Source organism: Pseudomonas sp. 05N432 (assembly GCF_056396945.1).
In genome coordinates, this window is record NZ_JBFTMM010000002.1 from 230,963 (window position 1) to 252,121 (window position 21,159).

Consider the following 21,159-nt stretch of genomic DNA (forward strand, 5'->3'; position numbering starts at 1 on the left):
GGTTACGTAAACGTAACGGGAACAGTTTAATAAGCAGCCGAATGGCTGCTTAATTGTTTCTGGATGTTGGAGGTTTGCTGGATGTGAGGACGCCATCGCGAGCAGGCTCGCTCCCACAGGTGACAGAGTTCTTCAAAAGAATGCGGTCAAATGTGGGAGCGAGCCTGCTCGCGATTGGCCGTGACGCGGTCAGGCCGTCTTGCCCGTATGGTTATTCAGCGAGATCACCTTGGTCTTGCCGATGCGGTGACGGTAGATCTCGCGCAGGTACTTGATGGCCTTTTTCACGCAATCGCGCGACAGGCGGATGTCGTTAATCGAGACAAACTTGTCTTTGTCGTTGATCAGCTCGCGGTACTTCTTCTCGTACATCGGCTTGATCGCGTACCAGTTGGTGTCGAGGATCTTCGCCGGGTTTTCGAATTCGTTGAGCAGCTCGTCGATTTTGGCCTCGTCGAAGTCTTCATGAATGATGAAGTCAAGGATCGAGTTGTCCAGGGTTTCATCGAAACGGTACGGATTGCGCGCAAAGCAGCGCTTGATGAACGCCACGATCAAGGTCAGGAAATCGTCTGACAGGCACGGGCTCTTGGCGATCAGGGTGGTCAGCGAAAGGTTGGCCGAGGCGCCGATCACCAGCGCATAACGCTTGAGCGTGGTGTTGGGGAACAGGCTGTTGAGGTGGGTCTTCAACCGGTTCAGGTCCATGTAGGACAACTTGTAATCCTTKGGCAGCGACACGATCGACACCACCGACGAGCAATTCTTGAAGAAGTGCAGGTCATGCAGCGCGGCAGCGTCGTAACCCGAGTTCTTGTATTGCTCCAGCGACGCACGATAGCGCTTGGACTCGATCGGCAACAGACTGATGCCTTCGATGGCCTGGGTCACTTTGTTGAAGTGCGGCAAGTCGATGGAGCGGAAGAACAGGTCGTCGATGTTCAGGCGCTGTGGCTCTTTGTCGAACACCTTGAACTTGTCGCTGCTCGGCGCCGGTTGTTCTGGCACCACAGACTCGGCGTAGGCAATCGCCACTGGCCCGGCCAGACTCATGAACAGGTCGTTGGCGTCCAGGCGAATGGTTTCGCCGATATCGATACCGGCCCGACGGAAGTAGTTCTGGTCGTAGTCAGTGGTGACCGCCTGGGCCGTCAGAATGTTGAAGATCTGCTGCGAGATGTACTGGTTGGCGTGCTTTTCCATGGCATTGACATCAATGTTCTGGATATTGCCGTCATCGTTCTCTTCGGCGTAACGCATGATGTCGTTGGAGATCAGCATCATCGCGTTCCATGGACGGATACGGCCCATGACGCTGGCTTCACTGCTGTCTTCGTTGGCGAAGTTGTACGAGAAATCCCATTCTTCCGACAGGTACTTGCACAACAGGCGGCCGGCGTTGATGTGCAGCGCTTCAGACATTTCACTGCGGTGATCGGAAATGTTCGGCAGTACGCAAATGCCGCTGGTGAAGATCGGCTCGAAGACGAAGGAGTGGCCGCTCTTGCTGTCGTGTTCGTCCACCGGTTTGGTGTCGAATGTCTTGTTCATGTACGAGTGTTGCTGGGCCAGCCCGAACTCCGAGGCCATGCCCGAACCGGTACCGCCACCGGCGCTGAAGATCGAGAAATACAGGCGCGACTGGTTGGCCTTGATGCCGCAGCTGTCGATCAGGTACGAGTGGATCATCTTCCAGTCAGGGCTRGAGAAACGCTGGGTGTCTTTGTTCAGGATGATCTTCGCCAGGTACTGGCCGAGGATCGGCGCGTTACCGGCGCCACCGGCGTGGACTTCCGAGAGGTCCATGATCTTCATTTTGCTGTAATCGCGCAGGAAGCCGCTTTTTTCGCCCTTGCGCGAGAAGCGGATACGTCCGGCGATGTCTTTGTCGAGGTCGCCGAGCATCACCAGAGGCTCGACCAGAAACACCGGTTTGGTGGCCTTGCCGACACCCAGTTTCAGGTTGTTACGAATCCATTGCGCAGGGCTGTAGCCCTTTTCAGCATAGGGCTTGTCTTCGTTGTTGAACTCGTTGAGGTAGAACTTGCGAGCGTTGTACACCAGCTCTGCGACGTCCAGCGCAATGTTCGAACCGCAGCGACCCAGACCGATCAGGCATACCGAGGGAAACTCCTGCTGATGCAGTTCGTGGGTGTCTTCCAGGTGCGGCGGCTTGGGGAACACCAGATCGCGCAGGCCGTCGAGGTTGTCGAGAATGCGATCGGTGTTGGTCTCGGTAAAGTACAGGTACTGCTGGGTCGCAAGCGGGCGCGAGTTGGTCAATGGCTTCGGGACTGAGGGTTTATCCGTGGCGGCGGTGAGCGTCAGTTCGGATACCGCAGGGGCAGGATTATTTTTAGAAGTCATTGTGCGCCATGTGCCTGGACTGGTTGGTTCGGCGGCGAGATGTCATCAAGCCATCACGAATAAGGAGCTCGCGACTTTACAGCGCGATATTGTCCCCAGCGATAGGGCTTTACCTGAGTATCGCCAGGGGGAATCCCTTCCTGAGTCATGATGAATCGGCCAATATTTGGCGATCTTTAATCGAGCGGAGGCAATTTGATGGCAGCGTTACCTTCTTTGGCGTTTGCCGGTATTGGCTTGATGGGTTTACCGATGTGCCGACGCTTGTTGGCTGCGGGCTATCCACTGACCGTCTGGAACCGCAATCCCGGCAAGTGCGCGCCTTTGGTCGAGGCCGGAGCGCGACAAGTGGCCACGCCTGCCGAGCTGTGTCAGCACGCCGATCTGGTGCTGTTGTGCCTGGCCAATACCGAGGTGGTACGCGAGGTCGTGTTCGGTGCTGCGGGTGTGGCATCCGGTGCGAAAACCGGCCAGTTGCTGGTGGATTTTTCCAGTCTGGAGCCCACGGCGACGCGGGAAATGGCTGTCGAACTGGCCAGCCGTACGGGCATGGGCTGGCTGGATGCGCCGGTGTCCGGTGGTGTGGCGGGGGCCGAGGCCGCTAGCCTGGCGATCATGGTCGGTGGCGAGCCAGCCGATGTCGAACGCGTGCGCCCGGTGTTGTCGAGTCTTGGCCAACGGGTCACGCACATGGGCGCGGTTGGCGCAGGGCAAGTGACCAAGGCCTGCAATCAGATGATTGTTGCCTGCAATGCGTTGGTGATCGCTGAAGTGGTGGCGTTGGCCGAACGTTCGGGCGTGGATGCGAGTCTGCTGGCCGAAGCGTTGAGCGGCGGGTTTGCCGACTCTAAACCCTTGCAGATACTTGCCCCGCAAATGGCCGAGAGCCGTTTCGAACCCATAAAGTGGCATGTTCGAACGCTGCTCAAGGACCTGGATGGCGCCGTGAAATTTTCCCGCGAGCAGGGCTCGGCGACACCGATCAGTGGACTGGCCGCACAATTGATGCGCCTGCATGGTGGTCAGGGCTATCTGGAAAAAGATCCCGCGACACTAATCCATCTGTACCGCGAGCCAGACTCAAAGGATTGATGGCGTGTGCGTGCTTGCGCTGGTTGATTTCGTTCAGTACCGGACGTAATTCAGCCAGCGGCACCGGGCGGCTCAACAGATAACCTTGAACAAAGTCGCAACCGAAACATTCGAGAAACTGGTACTGCTCCAAAGTTTCGACCCCTTCGGTGACCACCTGCAAATGCAGGGTGTGGGCCATGACGATAATGGCCTGGACGATCTCCATGTCCTGAGTGGCCTTGGGGATGTCCTGGATAAACGACCGGTCGATTTTCAGGGTGTTCAGCGGCAGACGCTTGAGGTAGGCCAGCGACGAATAGCCGGTGCCGAAGTCGTCGATCGACAGCGAAACACCGAGCGCCCGAATCTTGCGCAGTAGCACCAGCGTATTGGCAAGGTTGCCCATCAGTGCGTTTTCCGTGACCTCCAGCTCCAGTCTTTGTGGCGCTATGCCGGCCGAGCGCAGCGCACATTCGATTTCTTCGGCAAGCTCTTCACGCATCAGGTTGAGCGGTGAGCAGTTCACGGTAATTTTCAACGACTCACAGCCATGCCTGGACAGCTCACTCAGGTCTTCGCAGGCTCTGCGCAGCACCCAGTTGTCGAGTTGCGCGATCAAGCCATTGGCTTCGGCAATCGCGATGAAACGGTCAGGTGCGAGCAAGCCGTGCACCGGGTGCTGCCAGCGAATCAGCGCTTCCAGTTTGGTGACCTGGCCGCTTTTGAGGTCATAGATCGGCTGGTAATAGAGCATCAACCCGTCTTCGTCGCGTAAGGCATTACGCAGTTCTTCTTCGAGCTGCAGCGCCATTGTCGCTTTGGTTTTCAGGTTGGAGCTGAAGAAGTGCAGGCCGTTTCGGCCGTTGCCCTTGGATTGGTACAGCGCCAGGTCGGCGTGTTTCAGCAGTTCCTCGCAGGTTTCGCCGTCGTCAGGGAACACACTGATACCGATGCTGGTGGTCATGACCATGCGCCTGCCGGCCAACTCGATCGGCTCTTTCATCTTTTGCATGATGCGCTGGGCCATGTGCCGTGCTTCGTCGCGCTCACGCAGGTTGATCAGAATGCAGAATTCATCGCCGCCAAACCGCGCGACCACATCGTCGTGACTGCGGGTCGAGCTTTTGATGTGGCTGGCGAGCACTTTCAACAGCTCGTCACCGGCGTCATGACCGAGGCTGTCGTTGATCCGCTTGAAGTGATCGATGTCCAGAAACATCACCGCCAGCATGCCGCCATGGGTGCTTTTCTCGATGAGCTTTTCGGCGAAGATCTGATTGAAGCCGCGGCGGTTGATCAAGTTGGTCAGGGGGTCGTAGTGCGCCACTTGTTGCAGTGACATGCGCGCCTGATCCAGTTGACTGAGCAGCGCGTTGACCCGGCGCAGGTCATGGTCCTTGTGCTGCAGTTTTTTGTCGGCCAGGGCGGCGCTGATGCTGCTGCCGATGACCAGCAGCGCGATCAGCGCAATCGTCAGCGCCAGTTGCAGGTGGTCGTTGTCGACCGACAGTTGCATGGGGACGCCGGTCGGCAACACCAGGCTCATGGACTGCATGCCGGTGAAGTGCATGCTCACGATGCCGGCGCCGAGTACCAGGCTGGCCGTGTATTTAAGTACCTGATGAGCGATGCCGCCGCCGTTGCGCAGGCCATGCGACAGCAGCAAGGCAATGGCGCTGGCACCGATGGCGATCAGGATCGACAGGCCGAACACGATTGGCTGGTAGTGGGCCACAGCGTTCGAACGCATGGCTGTCATGCCCACGTAATGCATGGTGGCGATGCCCAGTCCGATGCAGATCGAGGTTTGCACATATTGCCGCACGTTCAGATGAGCATTGCTCAGGGTATTCATCGCCACAAAGGCTGCGATAAAGGCGATCAGCAGGGAAAGCAGGGTGGCCGGCAAGTCGTAATGGATGTCGATGGGGGCCTGGAACGCCAGCATGCTGATGAAGTGCATGGCCCAGATGCCGCCCGACAGGCAGCAGGCACCGACCCAGCGCCAGAGCCGTTGAGACGCAGGATTCTCTGCGTGACCGACGCGTTCGGCCATGTCCAGCGTGGCGAAGCTGGCTGCACAGGCAACCAGATAGGCCAGTAGCACCAGAAAGGGGTTATGAGTGCAATTGAGGACGACTTGCCCGCTGCTCTCTGGCAGCTCGGTAATAAAATGCAAACCAGGCCACTCCATAGCATGCCCCGTCTTTGAGTCATTCTCTGCCGGCGCCATGAACGCTGGCGAATGCCTGGAGTATAGAGACCGTGCACAGAGCGCAAGAAATAGTGGCACATTGGCACTAATGATTTTGCAATAAGCCGGGGAGCGCTTAGACATAAATTGTCACGCGCGCGGCTTTGGTTGTCATGAGCGGGTATCAGCCTGACGAATAATGACAGACAGCATCCATGGCGCTGACTAGATTGCGGGTACCGGGCTGGAGTGTTGTCGGCAGTGAAGCCCTCATAACAATAAAAGAGACGGACCCATGCAGAACTCGACCCAAGCGGCGAATGCCTGGCGCATTCTGTTCCTGCTGTTTCTGGCCAATCTGTTCAACTTCTTCGATCGTACGATCCCGGCGATCATCATCGAGCCAATCCGCATGGAATGGCACCTCAGCGACTTTCAACTGGGGATCATCGGTACTGCATTCACGATCGTTTATGCCATTGCCGGTCTGCCGTTAGGGCGGCTGGCTGACACCGGTTCGCGCAGCAGGCTGATGGGCTGGGGCTTGGCGGTCTGGAGCGGGTTGACCGCAGTCAACGGCCTGGTGGGGAGTTTCTGGAGTTTCCTGATCGTGCGCATGGGCATTGGCATCGGTGAAGCCAGTTATGCGCCGGCCGCCAATTCGCTGATCGGTGATTTGTTCCCGGCACACCGTCGGGCACGGGCCATGGGGATCTTCATGCTCGGTTTGCCGCTGGGCCTGTTGCTGGCGTTCTTCACCATCGGTGCGATGGTCAAGGCGTTCGACAGCTGGCGTGCACCGTTTTTTATCGCGGCGATCCCGGGTTTGATCCTGGCGATCTTCATGTTCTTCATCAAGGAACCCCAGCGCGGCGCGGCGGAAACCGTGCGCGTGTCCCAGGAGCGGGTGGATCGGCCGATTCGCCGGGTGCTGGCGATTCCAACGTTCCTCTGGCTGGTGATGGCGGGGCTGTGTTTCAACTTTGCCACCTATGCGTGTAATTCGTTTCTGGTGCCGATGCTGCAGCGCTACTTTCAGATGCCATTGCAGCAAGCGGCGGTGGCGACCGGGGTGATCGTTGGTGTGACCGGCTTGTTCGGCCTGACGCTGGGCGGCTGGGTGGCCGACAAGATTCACCAGCGGGTGGCCAACGGTCGGCTGCTGTTTGCCGCGTTCAGCCTGATCGTCTCGACCCTGTGCACCGCGTGGGCACTGCACGCCGGACGGATTGAAATCGGCGTGTTCGTCGCCGTGTTCAGCGCCGGCTGGTTGTTTGCCTATAACTTCTATACCTGCGTTTACACGGCGATTCAGGATGTGGTCGAACCGCGTTTGCGCGCCACAGCGATGGCGTTGTTTTTCGCCGGACTCTACCTGTTGGGCGGTGGCTTGGGGCCGGTGGTGGTTGGCGCTTTGTCTGATCACTTTGCCCATAGTGCAATGCTGGCGGCCGGGGCCGAGCAAATGAGCGAGGCCTTCAAGGCGGCAGGGTTGCATGACGCGATGTACCTGATTCCGGTGGCGTTGTTTTCGACCATGGTGTTTCTGTTCCTGGCTTCGCGGTGTTTCGTACGGGATGCGAAGCGGATGAAGGAGGGCTTGGTAGCGGTGGTTGAGCCTGGTGTTTCTGCGGCGACTGCATGATCGCCATCGTCGGATCGCCGCCCGGAGCCGGCTCGCTCCCACCCGGGATCACCTGTGAACACGACATTTGTGAACACTACCAATCAAATGTGGGAGCGAGCCTGCTCGCGATGAGGTCATCAGCAACACCGCAGCAATCAAACAGACAAAAAAAGGCCCGCATCGCTGCGGGCCTTCTTTATTTTAGCGGGGTAGAGGAGGGCTTAACCCGCCACCAGCACCCGGATCGCTTCCAGTCGCAATGCCGCTTTGTCGAGCATGGCCAGGCCTTGCTCGCGCTGCTGGCGCAGGGCAACCAGTTCGCTGTCGCGTACCGTCGGGTTGACCGCTTGCAGGGCGGTCAGGCGCGCCAGTTCTTCTTCGGTGTCGGCGGCCAGGCGGCGTTGTGCTTCGGCTACACGTTCGGCGTGGCGCGGGGTGATCTTCTCTTCACCGGCATTGATGCGCGGTGTCAGCTGATCACGCTGGGCCTGGACGAACTTGTTGGCGCTGGCGCGTGGCACGCTTTCGAGCTGGTCGTTGAGGGTTTCGAACGAGACGCGGCTCGACAGGTCGTTGCCGTTGGCATCGAGCAGGCAGCGCAGCGCGGCCGGCGGCAGGTAACGGCCCAGTTGCAGCGAGCGCGGGGCAACCACTTCGCTGACATAGAGCAGTTCCAGCAACACGGTGCCAGGCTTGAGTGCCTTGTTCTTGATCAGTGCCACGGCGGTGTTGCCCATCGAACCGGACAGCACCAGGTCCATGCCGCCCTGAACCATCGGGTGCTCCCAGGTGATGAATTGCATGTCTTCGCGAGACAGCGCCTGGTTGCGGTCGTAGGTGATGGTCACGCCTTCGTCGTCGCCCAGCGGGAAGCTGGCGTCGAGCATTTTTTCGCTCGGTTTGAGGATCAGCGCGTTTTCCGAATGGTCTTCGCTGTCGATACCGAACGCGTCAAACAGGGTTTCCATGTAGATCGGCAGGGCGAACTGATCGTCTTGCTCAAGGATCGCTTCAACCAGCGCGTCACCTTCGCCAGCGCCGCCGGAGTTGAGCTCCAGCAGACGGTCACGGCCGCTGTGCAACTCGGCTTCGAGGTTTTCACGGGTGGTACGGGCTTCGTCGATCAGCGCTTGCCACTCGCCGTCATCGGCGTTTTCCAGCAGCGGCAGCAGGCGTGGGCCGAACTGATGCTGTAAGGCGTTACCGGTCGGGCAGGTGTTGAGGAACGCGTTCAACGCTTCGTGATACCACTGGAACAGGCGCTCTTGCGGGCTGGTTTCCAGGTACGGCACGTGCAGTTCGATAACGTGCTTCTGACCGATCCGGTCGAGACGCCCGATCCGCTGTTCCAGCAGGTCAGGGTGCGATGGCAGGTCGAACAGCACCAGGTGGTGGGAGAACTGGAAGTTGCGACCTTCACTGCCGATTTCCGAACAGATCAGCACCTGGGCACCGAATTCTTCGTCGGCGAAGTAAGCCGCCGCGCGGTCACGCTCGAGGATGTTCATGCCTTCGTGGAACACCGTGGCCGGAATGCCGGAACGTACGCGCAGGGCGTCTTCCAGGTCCATCGCGGTTTCGGCGTGGGCACAGATCACCAGCACTTTGGTGCGCTTGAGCATTTTCAACTGGTCGATCAGCCACTCGACCCTTGGGTCGAAACGCCACCAGCGTTGTTCTTCATCGATATCCGGTTGCGCCTGGAAGCTGACTTCCGGGTACAGCTCGGCGTGTTCGCCCAGCGGCAGTTCGAGGTATTCGTCCGGGCACGGCAGCGGGTACGGGTGCAGTTTGCGTTCCGGGAAGCCTTGCACCGCAGCGCGGGTGTTACGGAACAGCACGCGGCCGGTGCCGTGGCGGTCCAGCAATTCGCGGACCAGACGGGCGCTGGCCTCGGCGTCGCCAGCGTTGACGGCAGTCAGCAGCGCTTCGCCTTCATCACCGAGGAAACCCTGGATGGTTTTGTGTGCGGCCGGGGACAAGCGCCCCTGGTCCATCAACTCCTGAACGGCTTCGGCCACCGGGCGATAGTTTTCACTCTCGGCGCGGAAGGCTTTCAGGTCGTGGAAACGGTTTGGATCCAGTAGGCGCAGGCGTGCGAAGTGGCTGTCCTGACCCAGTTGCTCCGGGGTCGCGGTCAGCAGCAGCACACCGGGAATGGTTTCCGCGAGTTGCTCGACCAGCGAGTACTCAGGGCTGACCTGATCTTCGTGCCACACCAGATGGTGCGCTTCGTCGACCACCAGCAGGTCCCAGCCGGCAGCGAACAATGCGTCCTGGGCCTTTTCGTCGTCCACCAGCCATTCCAGAGCGACCAGTGCGAGCTGGGTGTCTTCGAACGGGTTGCCGGCATCGCTTTCGATGAAGCGTTCTTCGTCGAACAGTGCGACTTGCAGGTTGAAACGACGGCGCATTTCCACCAGCCATTGGTGCTGGAGGTTTTCCGGCACCAGGATCAGCACGCGGTTGGCGCGGCCCGAGAGCAGCTGGCGATGGATCACCAGACCGGCCTCAATGGTTTTACCCAGACCTACTTCGTCCGCCAACAAAACCCGCGGCGCGATACGGTCAGCGACTTCACGGGCGATGTGCAATTGGTGGGCAATTGGCTGCGCACGCACGCCACCCAGGCCCCAGAGCGAGGATTGCAACTGGCGGCTGGTGTGTTCCAGGGTGTGGTAACGCAGGGAGAACCAGGCCAGTGGGTCGATCTGCCCGGCGAACAAACGGTCGCTGGCCAGACGGAACTGGATGAAGTTCGACAGCTGGGTCTCAGGCAGGGTTACCACTTCGTTCTGCGCGTTGAGCCCGTGGTAGACCAGCAGGCCGTCGACGTCGTCGACTTCGCGCACGGTCATTTTCCAGCCTTCGAAGTGAGTGATCATGTCACCCGGCGAAAATCTCACGCGAGTGAGGGGCGCATTCCGTAGCGCGTACTGGCGAGTGTCGCCAGTGGCCGGATAGAGCACGGTCAGCAAGCGACCGTCCTGTGCCAGAACGGTGCCTAAACCTAGCTCGGCTTCGCTGTCACTAATCCAGCGTTGCCCCGGTTGATACTGCTGCGCCATGCTGCCTGACTCCCACCTTGAAAAAGCGGGCTATCTTAACGGAATGAACCTTCGGGGCCAAAGGATTACTCACGCAGGAGCTGGCGAAGGTCCGGGCCGCGTTCGGACGATCTTTTGATCTTCGAGGCCTGAAAAGATCGCAGCCTTGGGTAGCGCCTATGTGTGCGTTGGCTCGCAAGTTTGCGACCAGTGGCTCAAGTCGCCGCCCCAGCAGCCGACAGCCTGCCGTCAGGAGACTAATAACCATGCTGCCACCGATGCTCCCCTTGAGTGCCGTGCCGATTACTTCCCAGCAGGATCCGGTCCGCCAGCGGCCGGATATTCCGCCGGTGGTGCCGGTGGAGGCGAGCTCCAGTGAAAGTACGATCGACCTGCACAAGCGCCATGCCGAAGAGTCGGCGCAGTTGTTGCGCGAAGAGCAGCGGCGTCGGCAAGAACGCGACAAGCGACGCCGCGAAGCCGAAAATGATCCTGAAGAGCACCTGGCCGTGCCGGGTGACGAGTTGAACGCCGACAACACGGTGCCCGTGGTTCCGCTGATTGACGATCAGCCGCGCCAGGGGTTGTGGGTCGATATCGAGGTTTGACGCTCGCACACTTTTTGTTGCGCTGTGATGCTGCTGGCGACTGGTCAGCGCCGGCCATTGGCCGCATTATTGGCAAACCTTGAGCGGGCAGGGTGACAGTAGTCACTTTGCTACGCCTGTATTGACCTTGAAGATGTAATCCCGCCATGAGCCAAGACGACAAGCTGATCGACCTCAACACCGAGCGTGCCAAGCGCGTGCATGACCTCAATGAAAAGCGCCTGAACGAAGTACGCCAGGCTTTCGAGCAGGCCATGCCGTTGGGTAAAGCGAAGAAAAAGCCGAAAAACAAACCGAAAAAGCGTTGATCCTCCCTGTTTCCATTGATGCAGGTCAGTTATTTCCCTTCCTTTTACGCCCGGTCTTGGGCGGCATTGATCCCGGTCAATTTTCTTCTGCGCCCGATTGGGTAACTTAGCCCCATCGCAACAGGGCAAGTGCAGGAGGCCAGTCATGTTTTTCGATAATGTAGTGATTGCCGGAGTGCTGACTGTCGGCCTCATGGTTCTGTTTTTTGCCGGGTTTGGATTTTTTATCTGGAAAGACGCACATAAGCGTAAAAAGCCTTAGGTCTTTCTGGAAGCATGAGCACGCAAGGCATTTTGGGCGACTTCGGTCGCCCTTTTTTTTGCCTGCGGTTTCTTGTCGGGTCAGCGTTTGCAGGTGTACTCGATCCACTGTGGGCGCGGGCTTGATCGCGAAGGCGGCCGGACAGCCGACCCATCTCCCGCAGATGTACACCAATCCAATGTGGGAGCGAGCCTGCTCGCGATGGCGGCCTGCATGAGAAAGCTGCTGACAATTCTGAACGCGATGCTCAGGGATCAAAAGCCATTTGAGCTGAAATCGGCTTGACGATAAACACAGTTGCTCGCTCCGGTGTCCATCAGGGGGCATCGCCTACGGTCTGCTTCGCGACGACCTCCTCTCGATGTGTCCGGCTGCGCCGTACGGCGCTGCGCGCCCACCCCCTGATGAACACCTCCACTCGGCCTCCCGATAGGGGCGGGTGGATCAAGATCAACAGCAACAGCACGGCGATCTGCCGGCCGGCCTGAGTGGTAAGAGCGCGTACGGCTTAGATCTCGTTCCCACGCGCAGCAAAGGAATGCCGCCCGGGATGCTCCGCGTCCCTTCACGGACATGGAAACGATCATCAAATCCTTGCAAATCCTGCAGGCATAAAAAAAGCGCGACCTCCGGGAGGACGCGCTTTTTTTGTACAGCGTGTGAATCAGCTGCCGAGTGCCTTCGAGGCCAGCCAGAACAGGCCGGCCGACAGGGCCATCGTCGCCGGCAGGGTCAGGACCCAGGCCAGCAGGATGTTTTTCACGGTGCCGCCTTGCAGGCCGCTTTTGTTGGCGATCATGGTCCCGGCCACGCCCGAAGACAGCACGTGGGTGGTCGATACCGGGAGGCTGAAGATGTTCGCCAGACCGATCATGCCCGCCGTGGTGATTTGTGCCGACATGCCTTGAGCATAAGTCATGCCTTGCTTGCCGATTTTCTCGCCAATGGTCAGTACCACGCGTTTCCAGCCAACCATCGTACCCAGGCCGAGTGCCAGGGCGACCGCCAGAATTACCCAGAACGGGGCATATTCGGTGGTGGTGGTCAGGTCTTTGCGCAGTTTGTCCAGGTCAGCCTTTTCGCGGGCATCGAGGCCAGGCAATTTGCCGACCTTTTTCGCCGTATCGTCCAGGCAGAGCAGGTAGCGACGCACTTCAATACGGCTTTCTTGCGACAGCGAGTGATAGTCCGCTACACCCTTGAGGGTGCCGAGCAGGGCGGTGATGGTCGGCTCGGTCTGTTGCGGGTTGCAACGGAATTTCTCCGGCAAATCGCCATCCAGGCTTTTGCCCAAGGCCAGGAACTCACCCAAAGTATCGGCATTGCGCTTATAGAACTGGCTCAGGTGCAGGGTCGCATCGCGAGTCCGTTCGATCTGATAGGTGGTGCTGCTCAGGTCGAGTACGAACTGTGCCGGCACGATACCGATCAATACCAGCATGATCAGGCCGATGCCTTTCTGGCCATCGTTGGAGCCGTGAACAAAGCTGACAGCCATTGCCGAGATCACCAGAACCAGACGGTTCCAGAACGGCGGGTGTTTCTTGTCATCAAGCTTGCGGCGTTGGTCCGGTGTCTTGTGCATCTTGGACAGGGGGCGCCACCATTTCAGGCCAATCAGCACCAGCGCGGCTACCAGGAAGCCGGCTAATGGCGAGAACACCAGCGAGGCGCCGATATCGATCGCTTTCTGCCAGTTGACACCGTCAGCCAATGGAATGTCGTTGATCAGGGCGTTCGCCAGACCCACACCGAGGATCGAACCGATCAGGGTATGGGAGCTGGAGGCCGGGATACCGAAGTACCAGGTTCCCAGGTTCCAGGCGATGGCCGCAGCGAGCAACGAGAACACCATCGCCAGCCCGTGGCCGGTATTCACATTGATCAGCAGCTCTACCGGCAGCAGGTGGACAATGGCATACGCCACGCCAACGCCGCCCAGCAACACGCCGAGGAAATTGAACACACCGGAAAAGAACACTGCCAGATGAGGCGGCATGGCTTTGGTGTAGATAACAGTGGCAACCGCGTTAGCGGTGTCATGAAAGCCGTTGATGAACTCGAAGGCGAGGACAAAGGCCAGGGCGAGCAAGAGGCTCACAAGCACCCAAGCATCCAGTCCGCTGAATAAATCGATCATGAAGGTTTTCTGACCCGGTCGTAAGGGGGCGCGATTATGCCAGAAAACCCTGCTAATCAATGCACTTGCTGCTCATCGGTTACATTCTTCAACGATTTAGTGTGTAACAAGGCCCTAAATCCCAGCGTTGCCGTAGGTTTTTCAAACCTTTGATTTCATTGGGTGTTGTGGCGCGCGCCGGCATTTCAGCGACTTCGATGGGAGGCTGAACGGGGTGTGTGAAATATCTATAAGGAGGGCCAGCCAAGCGCCAATAACCTCATCCGGTAGGAGTGAGGTGGCAATCGCCGGCTTTTAGCAGGCGCGATATGGGACGCCAATTCATTCAGCGTGTGGCTGAACGCGACGCAGGCCCTGAAAACTCAAACCTTCGCGATTATGGCTCTTCGGCTTTGAGTTCCTTTTCCATCTTCTGCAGTTCCTGGGTAAAGGCCTGATCGAGGATGCTGGCGCGTTTACGCCAAGGTTTGCGTTCCGGGTCGGGCTGAGCGGCGTAGGTGGTGACTTCCCCGCCGTAAACTTCCTTGTAACGTTGTTCCTGGCGCTCAAGTTCCGCGCGCAGTTCTTCTTTCGTCACAGTGTTACCTAATTGAGTTGAGATAAATTCTGGTGATACGCACTGCATTCGTTGTGTCGGTCACACGCATTCCGTGCAGAGTGTCCGGGAAGACACCCATTGCGACAGCGTTGTGCTTGACAGCTTCCTTCGTGCAGGCGGCCACGGCACCAGAGTAGAACCACTGACGTAGCATCAGTTTCTTTGTTTTTTGCAAACGCATGGGTCGGGCATTCGAAATGAGCGTCAGGCGTTTGCCAGCAGGAAGCGGGGTTGAAACCTCGCGCTACCTGAGTGATTGGATCCCGTAGTTGCCAACAAGCACGGTCATCACTGAGTTGCATTATAGCGACCGATTGGCAGAACACTATCTCGAATAACTTAAAAGTGCTTCGTTCTGTGAATTTGTTTTGTTACCCGCAAGTCGCGTGTGCAGTGCACTTTGGGGCAACGTCTTTAACAAGCCCATTTCCTGACGCCGTTAAGTCGTACAAGTTGAGTGGATTAGAAGGCGGTTGTTATTCAGTGTCAGCTAAAGTGTCAAAATCTGTAATGAACGGGGCCCGGTCTTATCGGAAAATGTACTGCAGGCCTCATTCCATTGGGTCGTGCGTCGGTTGATTGCGATTATCGATTAATGGTTCGATAATCGCCCAACCTTGGCTGCCGATGCTTGTACACAAGCTCCGGAGCAGCTTGTAATAGTGATCGAACTCTGGGGAATGACCTGACATGAACGATCAATTGCGCAATTCCTTTGCTTCAGTGGCGCCGCCGATCGTTGCTTCGCCGGCCAAGCGGATTCAGGCATTCACTGGCGATCCGGACTTCATGACCTCCCTGGCTCGCGGCCTGGCGGTGGTGCAAGCCTTCCAGGAGCGCAAGCGGCATCTGACCATCGCGCAAATCAGCCACCGTACGGAAATTCCCCGCGCTGCCGTACGCCGTTGCCTGCATACGCTGATCAAGCTCGGCTACGCAACCACCGATGGCCGAACCTATTCGCTGCTGCCCAAAGTCCTGACCCTTGGCCATGCCTATCTGTCCTCGACGCCGCTGGCGGTATCGGCCCAGCCTTATCTGGACCGCATGAGCGAACAACTGCACGAGGCTTGCAACATGGCCACGCTGGAAGGTGATGACATCTTGTACATCGCCCGTTCGGCAACGACCCAGCGTTTGATCTCGGTCGATCTGTCGGTGGGCGGGCGGTTGCCGGCTTATTGCACCTCCATGGGTCGGATTCTTCTGGCCGCGCTGGACGATGCATCGCTGCACGATTACCTCGAACATGCCGAATTGCAGGCCAAGACCAGCCGCACCCTGCATACGCGCGAGTCGTTGCTTGAATGTCTCCAGGAAGTTCGGCAGCAAGGCTGGTGCATTGTCGACCAGGAACTCGAGCAAGGCCTGCGCTCAATTGCCGTTCCGGTGTACGACGCATCCGGTCAGGTGCTGGCTGCACTGAATGTCAGCACCCATGCCGGACGGGTCAGCCGCAACGAACTGGAGCAGCGTTTTTTGCCCGGGTTGTTGAGTGCCAGCCGTGAGTTGAGTGCCCAGCTGTTTGCGTAAGCTGTTCGGTAAACGCACAGAGTCGCGTTTGGCGAATTGACGGTGTTTCCCTTGGCTCATTAATGTCGCGGCAGCGTCATCCGCTGCTGTTGGCCACTGCTCCTGGCACCGGAAGACCACCGAATAATAATGAAGAGGCGATTGCCCGCGCGTATTCGCCTGCACTTCTTGCCTGGAATAAAAATAATGAACCAGCCTCAATCCGCTGTCGGGAACTGCCTCGATGTGCAGTCCTTTATCAATGCCCAACCGCTGTCGCGCTATCAATGGCGGGTGGTGATCCTGTGTTTCCTGATTGTGTTTCTCGATGGCCTGGACACAGCGGCCATGGGCTTTATCGCACCGGCGCTGTCTCAGGATTGGGGGATCGACCGCGCCAGCCTCGGCCCGGTTATGAGCGCAGCGCTGATCGGCATGGTCTTTGGTGCACTGGGCTCCGGACCGCTGGCTGACCGTTTTGGACGAAAAGTCGTACTGGTCGGCGCGGTGCTGTTGTTCGGCGCCTTCAGTCTGGCCTCGGCCTACAGCACGAATGTCGAGCAACTGCTGGTGCTGCGTTTCCTGACCGGGCTTGGCCTGGGCGCCGGCATGCCGAACGCCACCACGCTGCTGTCGGAGTACACCCCGGAGCGCAAAAAATCCCTGCTGGTGACCAGCATGTTCTGCGGCTTCAACCTGGGCATGGCCGGTGGCGGTTTCATCTCCGCCAAGCTGATCCCGGCGTTTGGCTGGCACAGCCTGTTGCTGATCGGCGGGATCCTGCCGTTGATTCTCGGCGTGGTGCTGTTGCTGTGGCTGCCGGAGTCGGCGCGTTACCTGGTGGTGCGCAATCGCGGCACCGACAAGGTACGCAAGGCACTGGCGCCGATTGATCCGGCGACTATTGCCCAGGCGTCGAGTTTCAGCGTACCCGAACAGAAAACCGTAAAGGCCCGCAACGTGTTCGCGGTGATTTTCTCCGGCACTTACAGCACCGGTACGTTGTTGCTGTGGCTGACCTATTTCATGGGCTTGGTCATCGTCTACCTGTTGACCAGTTGGCTGCCGACCCTGATGCGTGACAGCGGCGCGAGCATGGAACAGGCGGCCTTCATTGGTGCGTTGTTCCAGTTTGGCGGCGTGTTGAGTGCAGTGGCGGTGGGGTGGGCGATGGACCGGTTCAATCCGCACAAGGTGATCGGCACTTTCTACTTGTTGGCCGGGGTGTTTGCCTACGCGGTAGGGCAAAGCCTGGGCAACATCACGCTGCTGGCAACGTTGGTGCTGGTCGCCGGTATGTGCGTCAACGGCGCGCAATCGGCGATGCCGTCGCTGGCGGCGCGCTTCTATCCGACTCAAGGTCGGGCCACGGGTGTGTCGTGGATGCTCGGGATTGGGCGTTTCGGTGCGATTCTCGGCGCCTGGATGGGGGCGACGCTGTTGGGCCTGGGCTGGAATTTCGAACAGGTGCTGACAGCCTTGGTGATTCCGGCCGCGCTGGCCACCACGGCGGTGGTGATCAAAGGCATGGTCAGCCATGCGGATGCGACCTGAAGGCAGGATTCAGATTTTTTAGCGGGTTTGATGGTCTCTTCGCGAGCAAGCCCGCTCCCACAGGGATCACCCATCACCTGTGGGAGCGTGCCTGCTCCGGGCGGCGTTCCGACGAAGCTTTTGATTAGATCAGTAGGAAGACAACAATCTGTTCGATAAACGAACACTTAGTCGATTATCGGATTGTTTGAGGTTTTTCGGCGGCTTAATCTTCAGTCATTCCGGCGCTGCTCATCGCGCCTTGTCCTCCACATCGGTTTACTGAGAATCGGGAGTCCAACCCCATGGCTGAAATCCTTTCGCTGCACGACGCGGTGAAGCAATTCGTCAACGACGGCGATACCGTCGCGCTTGAAGGCTTCACGCACTTGATTCCGACCGCAGCGGGTCATGAAATCATTCGTCAGGGCAAGAAAGACCTGACGCTGGTGCGCATGACCCCTGACCTGGTCTACGACCAATTGATCGGTGCCGGTTGTGCTCGCAAGCTGATTTTCTCCTGGGGCGGTAACCCGGGCGTGGGCTCGCTGCACCGTCTGCGTGATGCCGTCGAGAAACAGTGGCCGCATGCGCTGGAAATCGAAGAGCACAGCCACGCCGACCTGGCCAATGCCTACGTCGCGGGCGCTTCCGGCCTGCCGTTCGCAGTGCTGCGCGCCTACGCCGGTTCCGACCTGCCGAAGGTCAACCCGTTGATCAAAAGCGTGACCTGCCCGTTCACCGGTGAAGTGCTGGCGGCGGTGCCGTCGGTGCGCCCGGACGTCACGGTGATCCACGCGCAAAAGGCCGATCGCAAGGGCAACGTCTTGCTCTGGGGCATTCTTGGGGTGCAGAAGGAAGCCGCATTGGCTGCCAAGCGCTGCATCGTCACGGTTGAAGAAATCGTCGACGACCTGAAGGCGCCGATGAACGCTTGTGTCCTGCCGACCTGGGCCTTGAGCGCGGTGTGCCATGTGCCCGGTGGCGCGCATCCGTCCTACGCCCACGGTTATACCGAGCGCGACAACCGCTTCTATCAGGCCTGGGACCCGATTGCCCGCGACCGTGAAACCTTCACCGCGTGGATCAACGAATACATCCACGGCAGTGCTGACTTCAGTGAATTCCAGGCCAAGCTGGCCAAAGCGTCGGAGGCTCAATAATGGCTTACTCCACCAATGAAATGATGACCGTCGCCGCCGCTCGCCGCCTGAAGAATGGCTCGGTGTGTTTCGTCGGCATCGGCCTGCCGTCGAAAGCGGCCAACCTGGCTCGTCTGACTTCCTCTCCAGATGTAGTCCTGATCTATGAATCGGGTCCGATCGGTGCCAAGCCGACGGTATTGCCGCTGTCGATCGGTGACGGCGAGTTGGCGGAAACCGCCGACACCGTCGTCCCGACCGGTGAGATTTTTCGCTACTGGTTGCAAGGCGGGCGTATTGACGTCGGCTTTCTCGGTGCCGCTCAGGTCGACCGTTTTGGCAACATCAACACCACCGTGGTCGGCGATTACCATCAGCCGAAAGTCCGCCTGCCGGGTGCCGGCGGTGCGCCGGAGATCGCCGGCTCGGCGAAAAGCGTGTTGATCATCCTTAAACAGTCGGCTCGCTCGTTTGTCGACAAACTCGACTTTATTACCTCGGTCGGTCATGGCGAAGGCGGCGACTCGCGCAAGCGTCTCGGCCTGCCGGGCGCCGGTCCCGTGGGGATCATTACTGACCTGTGCATCATGGAACCGGAAGCCGGCACCAACGAATTCGTGGTCACCGCGCTGCACCCGGGCGTGACCCGCGAGCAAGTGATCGCTGCCACCGGTTGGGCTGTCCGCTTTGCCGATCAGCTGGAACACACCGCCGAACCGACCGCCATCGAGTTGGCCGCACTGCGTGATCTTGAAGCGCGTACCGCTGCCGCCCACGGCCAAGCACCGGGAGAAGCCTGATGCGCGAGGTTTATATCTGCGATGCGATTCGCACACCGATCGGCCGTTTTGGCGGTGGTTTGTCGACGGTCCGCGCTGACGATCTGGCTGCCGTACCGATCAAGGCACTGATGGAGCGCAACCCGAGTGTCGATTGGAGCGCCGTGGACGAAGTGTTCCTCGGTTGCGCCAACCAGGCCGGTGAAGACAACCGCAACGTGGCGCGCATGGCATTGCTGCTGGCCGGGTTGCCGGACAGTATTCCCGGCGTGACCCTCAATCGCCTGTGCGCCTCGGGCATGGACGCCATCGGCACCGCGTTCCGGGCAATTGCCAGCGGTGAGATGGAGCTGGCAATTGCCGGCGGTGTCGAGTCGATGTCCCGCGCACCATTCGTGATGGGCAAGGCCGATGCGGCGTTCTCGCGCAACATGAAACTGGAAGACACCACCATCGGCTGGCGCTTCATCAACCCGTTGATGAAGGCTCAATACGGCGTCGACGCGATGCCGCAGACGGCCGACAATGTGGCCGACGATTACGCGGTTTCCCGTGCCGATCAGGATGCTTTCGCACTGCGCAGTCAGCAACGGACGGCGGCCGCGCAAGCTGCCGGCTATTTCGCCGAAGAAATCGTCCCGGTGCGCATTGCCCACAAGAAGGGCGAAAGCGTGGTCGAGCAGGACGAGCATCCGCGCGCTGACACCACCCTGGAAACCCTGAGCAAACTCAAACCGGTCAACGGCCCGGACAAAACCGTCACCGCTGGCAACGCCTCGGGTGTGAACGACGGTGCCGCGGCGCTGATTCTCGCGTCTGCCGAAGCGGTGAAAAAGCATGGTCTGACCGCCCGCGCTCGGGTATTGGGCATGGCCAGCGCTGGTGTTGCGCCGCGAGTGATGGGCATCGGCCCGGTGCCGGCGGTGCGCAAGTTGACCGAACGGCTGGGCGTGGCGGTCAGCGATTTCGATGTGATCGAACTCAATGAAGCCTTTGCCAGCCAGGGCCTGGCGGTGTTGCGTGAACTCGGTCTGGCCGACGACGCAGCGCAGGTCAACCCGAACGGTGGCGCCATCGCTTTGGGCCATCCGCTGGGCATGAGCGGTGCGCGGCTGGTACTGACGGCGCTGCATCAGTTGGAAAAAACCGGCGGCAAGAAAGCGCTGGCGACCATGTGCGTTGGCGTTGGCCAGGGCCTGGCACTGGCCATCGAACGGGTCTGACGCGCCGCCGCGCTATCGAACAAGAAAAGAGGAGGTTTCATGACTGACAAGCCTGGTTACCGTCGCCCGCAAGCGGGCACCCAGCCGGAATATTTGCATCCGGCCTATCAATCGACCAACCGCCGTTCGCCGTCCAAACCGTTGGTGTTTTTGCCTCACTCATTGTCGGAAATCACCGGCCCGACCATTGGTGCCGAGTCTCTGCAAGAGCGGGACAATGACCTGACCGCCCAACATCAGGGCGCGCCATTGGGTGAGCGGATCATCATTCACGGCCGCGTGCTGGATGAGAATGGCTTGCCGGTGCCGGGGATTTTGGTGGAGATCTGGCAGGCCAACGCCGCTGGCCGCTACAACCACGACCGCGACCTGCATGATGCGCCGCTGGACCCGAACTTCACCGGTACTGGCCGCACCGTGACCGACGCCGATGGCTGGTACCAGTTCCAGACCATCAAGCCTGGTGCTTACCCGTGGGGCAACCACCACAATGCCTGGCGCCCCGCGCATATCCATTTCTCGCTGTTCGGGCCGAGCATTCTGACCCGTCTGGTCACGCAGATGTATTTCCCCGGTGATCCGTTGCTGGCCTACGACCCGATCTACAACTGCGTACCCGACACCAGTGCCAAAGAGCGCTTGATCGCCAGTTTCGACCTGGAAAAAACCATCCCGTCCTACGCCCTCGGTTATCGCTGGGACATCGTTTTGCGCGGCCGCGATGCCACGCCGATGGAGAAATAAG

Annotated in this window: 16 protein-coding genes; 11 read left to right on the forward strand and 5 right to left on the reverse strand. The window is 59.2% G+C overall.

Annotation, left to right across the window (positions count from 1 at the left end):
- Window positions 1-189: 189 nt before the first annotated feature.
- Window positions 190-2,367: a hypothetical protein gene (locus AC1DHT_RS03405; RefSeq protein WP_427530159.1), complete on the reverse strand. Its 2,178-nt coding sequence runs from the start codon at window positions 2,365-2,367 to the stop codon at window positions 190-192.
- Window positions 2,368-2,562: 195 nt separating this feature from the next.
- Here AC1DHT_RS03405 and AC1DHT_RS03410 point away from each other — a divergent pair, with 195 nt between their 5' ends.
- On the forward strand, window positions 2,563-3,459 hold the full coding sequence (locus AC1DHT_RS03410; RefSeq protein ID WP_427536862.1) for an NAD(P)-dependent oxidoreductase: 897 nt from the start codon (window positions 2,563-2,565) through the stop codon (window positions 3,457-3,459).
- Here the strand turns inward: AC1DHT_RS03410 and AC1DHT_RS03415 are convergent.
- Window positions 3,350-5,635, reverse strand: coding sequence for a putative bifunctional diguanylate cyclase/phosphodiesterase (locus AC1DHT_RS03415; RefSeq protein WP_427536860.1), 2,286 nt, complete (start codon window positions 5,633-5,635; stop codon window positions 3,350-3,352). The two genes, AC1DHT_RS03410 and AC1DHT_RS03415, sit on opposite strands and share 110 nt — an antisense overlap.
- Before the next feature lie 295 nt (window positions 5,636-5,930).
- On the opposite strand from AC1DHT_RS03415, the gene AC1DHT_RS03420 reads away from it, so the two are divergent.
- On the forward strand, window positions 5,931-7,280 hold the full coding sequence (locus tag AC1DHT_RS03420; RefSeq protein WP_427536858.1) for a spinster family MFS transporter: 1,350 nt from the start codon (window positions 5,931-5,933) through the stop codon (window positions 7,278-7,280).
- A 203-nt stretch (window positions 7,281-7,483) separates the two neighbouring features.
- Here AC1DHT_RS03420 and rapA read toward each other — a convergent pair whose 3' ends face one another.
- Entirely contained in the window at window positions 7,484-10,330 is a 2,847-nt protein-coding gene (rapA, locus tag AC1DHT_RS03425; RefSeq protein WP_019692190.1) for an RNA polymerase-associated protein RapA, read from the reverse strand.
- 245 nt (window positions 10,331-10,575) lie between these two features.
- Here rapA and AC1DHT_RS03430 point away from each other — a divergent pair, with 245 nt between their 5' ends.
- From AC1DHT_RS03430 to ccoM, 3 genes are all read left to right on the forward strand, one after another.
- Complete coding sequence (locus AC1DHT_RS03430; RefSeq protein WP_427536856.1) at window positions 10,576-10,917, forward strand: aspartate-semialdehyde dehydrogenase; 342 nt, start codon at window positions 10,576-10,578, stop codon at window positions 10,915-10,917.
- Between the two features lie 146 nt (window positions 10,918-11,063).
- A complete protein-coding gene (locus AC1DHT_RS03435; protein WP_007906621.1) occupies window positions 11,064-11,225 on the forward strand; it encodes a hypothetical protein in 162 nt (53 codons plus the stop codon).
- A gap of 145 nt (window positions 11,226-11,370) precedes the next feature.
- On the forward strand, window positions 11,371-11,487 hold the full coding sequence (gene ccoM / locus AC1DHT_RS03440) for a cytochrome c oxidase subunit CcoM (protein ID WP_007926603.1): 117 nt from the start codon (window positions 11,371-11,373) through the stop codon (window positions 11,485-11,487).
- Between the two features lie 664 nt (window positions 11,488-12,151).
- Here the strand turns inward: ccoM and AC1DHT_RS03445 are convergent.
- Window positions 12,152-13,627, reverse strand: coding sequence for an inorganic phosphate transporter (locus AC1DHT_RS03445; RefSeq protein WP_427536853.1), 1,476 nt, complete (start codon window positions 13,625-13,627; stop codon window positions 12,152-12,154).
- Between the two features lie 376 nt (window positions 13,628-14,003).
- A complete protein-coding gene (locus AC1DHT_RS03450; RefSeq protein ID WP_019692194.1) occupies window positions 14,004-14,204 on the reverse strand; it encodes a hypothetical protein in 201 nt (66 codons plus the stop codon).
- Window positions 14,205-14,915: 711 nt separating this feature from the next.
- On the opposite strand from AC1DHT_RS03450, the gene pcaR reads away from it, so the two are divergent.
- From pcaR to pcaH, 6 genes are all read left to right on the forward strand, one after another.
- On the forward strand, window positions 14,916-15,758 hold the full coding sequence (gene pcaR / locus AC1DHT_RS03455; RefSeq protein ID WP_054596029.1) for a pca regulon transcriptional regulator PcaR: 843 nt from the start codon (window positions 14,916-14,918) through the stop codon (window positions 15,756-15,758).
- A 186-nt stretch (window positions 15,759-15,944) separates the two neighbouring features.
- Complete coding sequence (pcaK, locus tag AC1DHT_RS03460) at window positions 15,945-17,291, forward strand: 4-hydroxybenzoate transporter PcaK (protein ID WP_427530173.1); 1,347 nt, start codon at window positions 15,945-15,947, stop codon at window positions 17,289-17,291.
- Window positions 17,292-17,575: 284 nt separating this feature from the next.
- Window positions 17,576-18,433 carry a CoA transferase subunit A gene (locus AC1DHT_RS03465; protein WP_054596031.1) on the forward strand — a complete coding sequence of 286 codons (858 nt, stop codon included), beginning with the start codon at window positions 17,576-17,578 and terminating at the stop codon, window positions 18,431-18,433.
- Entirely contained in the window at window positions 18,430-19,212 is a 783-nt protein-coding gene (locus AC1DHT_RS03470; RefSeq protein ID WP_173859966.1) for a CoA-transferase subunit beta, read from the forward strand. The genes AC1DHT_RS03465 and AC1DHT_RS03470 overlap by 4 nt, the downstream gene beginning before the upstream one ends.
- A complete protein-coding gene (gene pcaF / locus AC1DHT_RS03475; RefSeq protein WP_347929137.1) occupies window positions 19,209-20,414 on the forward strand; it encodes a 3-oxoadipyl-CoA thiolase in 1,206 nt (401 codons plus the stop codon). The genes AC1DHT_RS03470 and pcaF overlap by 4 nt, the downstream gene beginning before the upstream one ends.
- A 39-nt stretch (window positions 20,415-20,453) precedes the next feature.
- Window positions 20,454-21,158 (forward strand): protocatechuate 3,4-dioxygenase subunit beta, encoded by a 705-nt coding sequence (gene pcaH, locus AC1DHT_RS03480; protein ID WP_054596034.1) that lies wholly within the window; start codon window positions 20,454-20,456, stop codon window positions 21,156-21,158.
- The last annotated feature ends 1 nt before the right edge of the window (window position 21,159 follow it).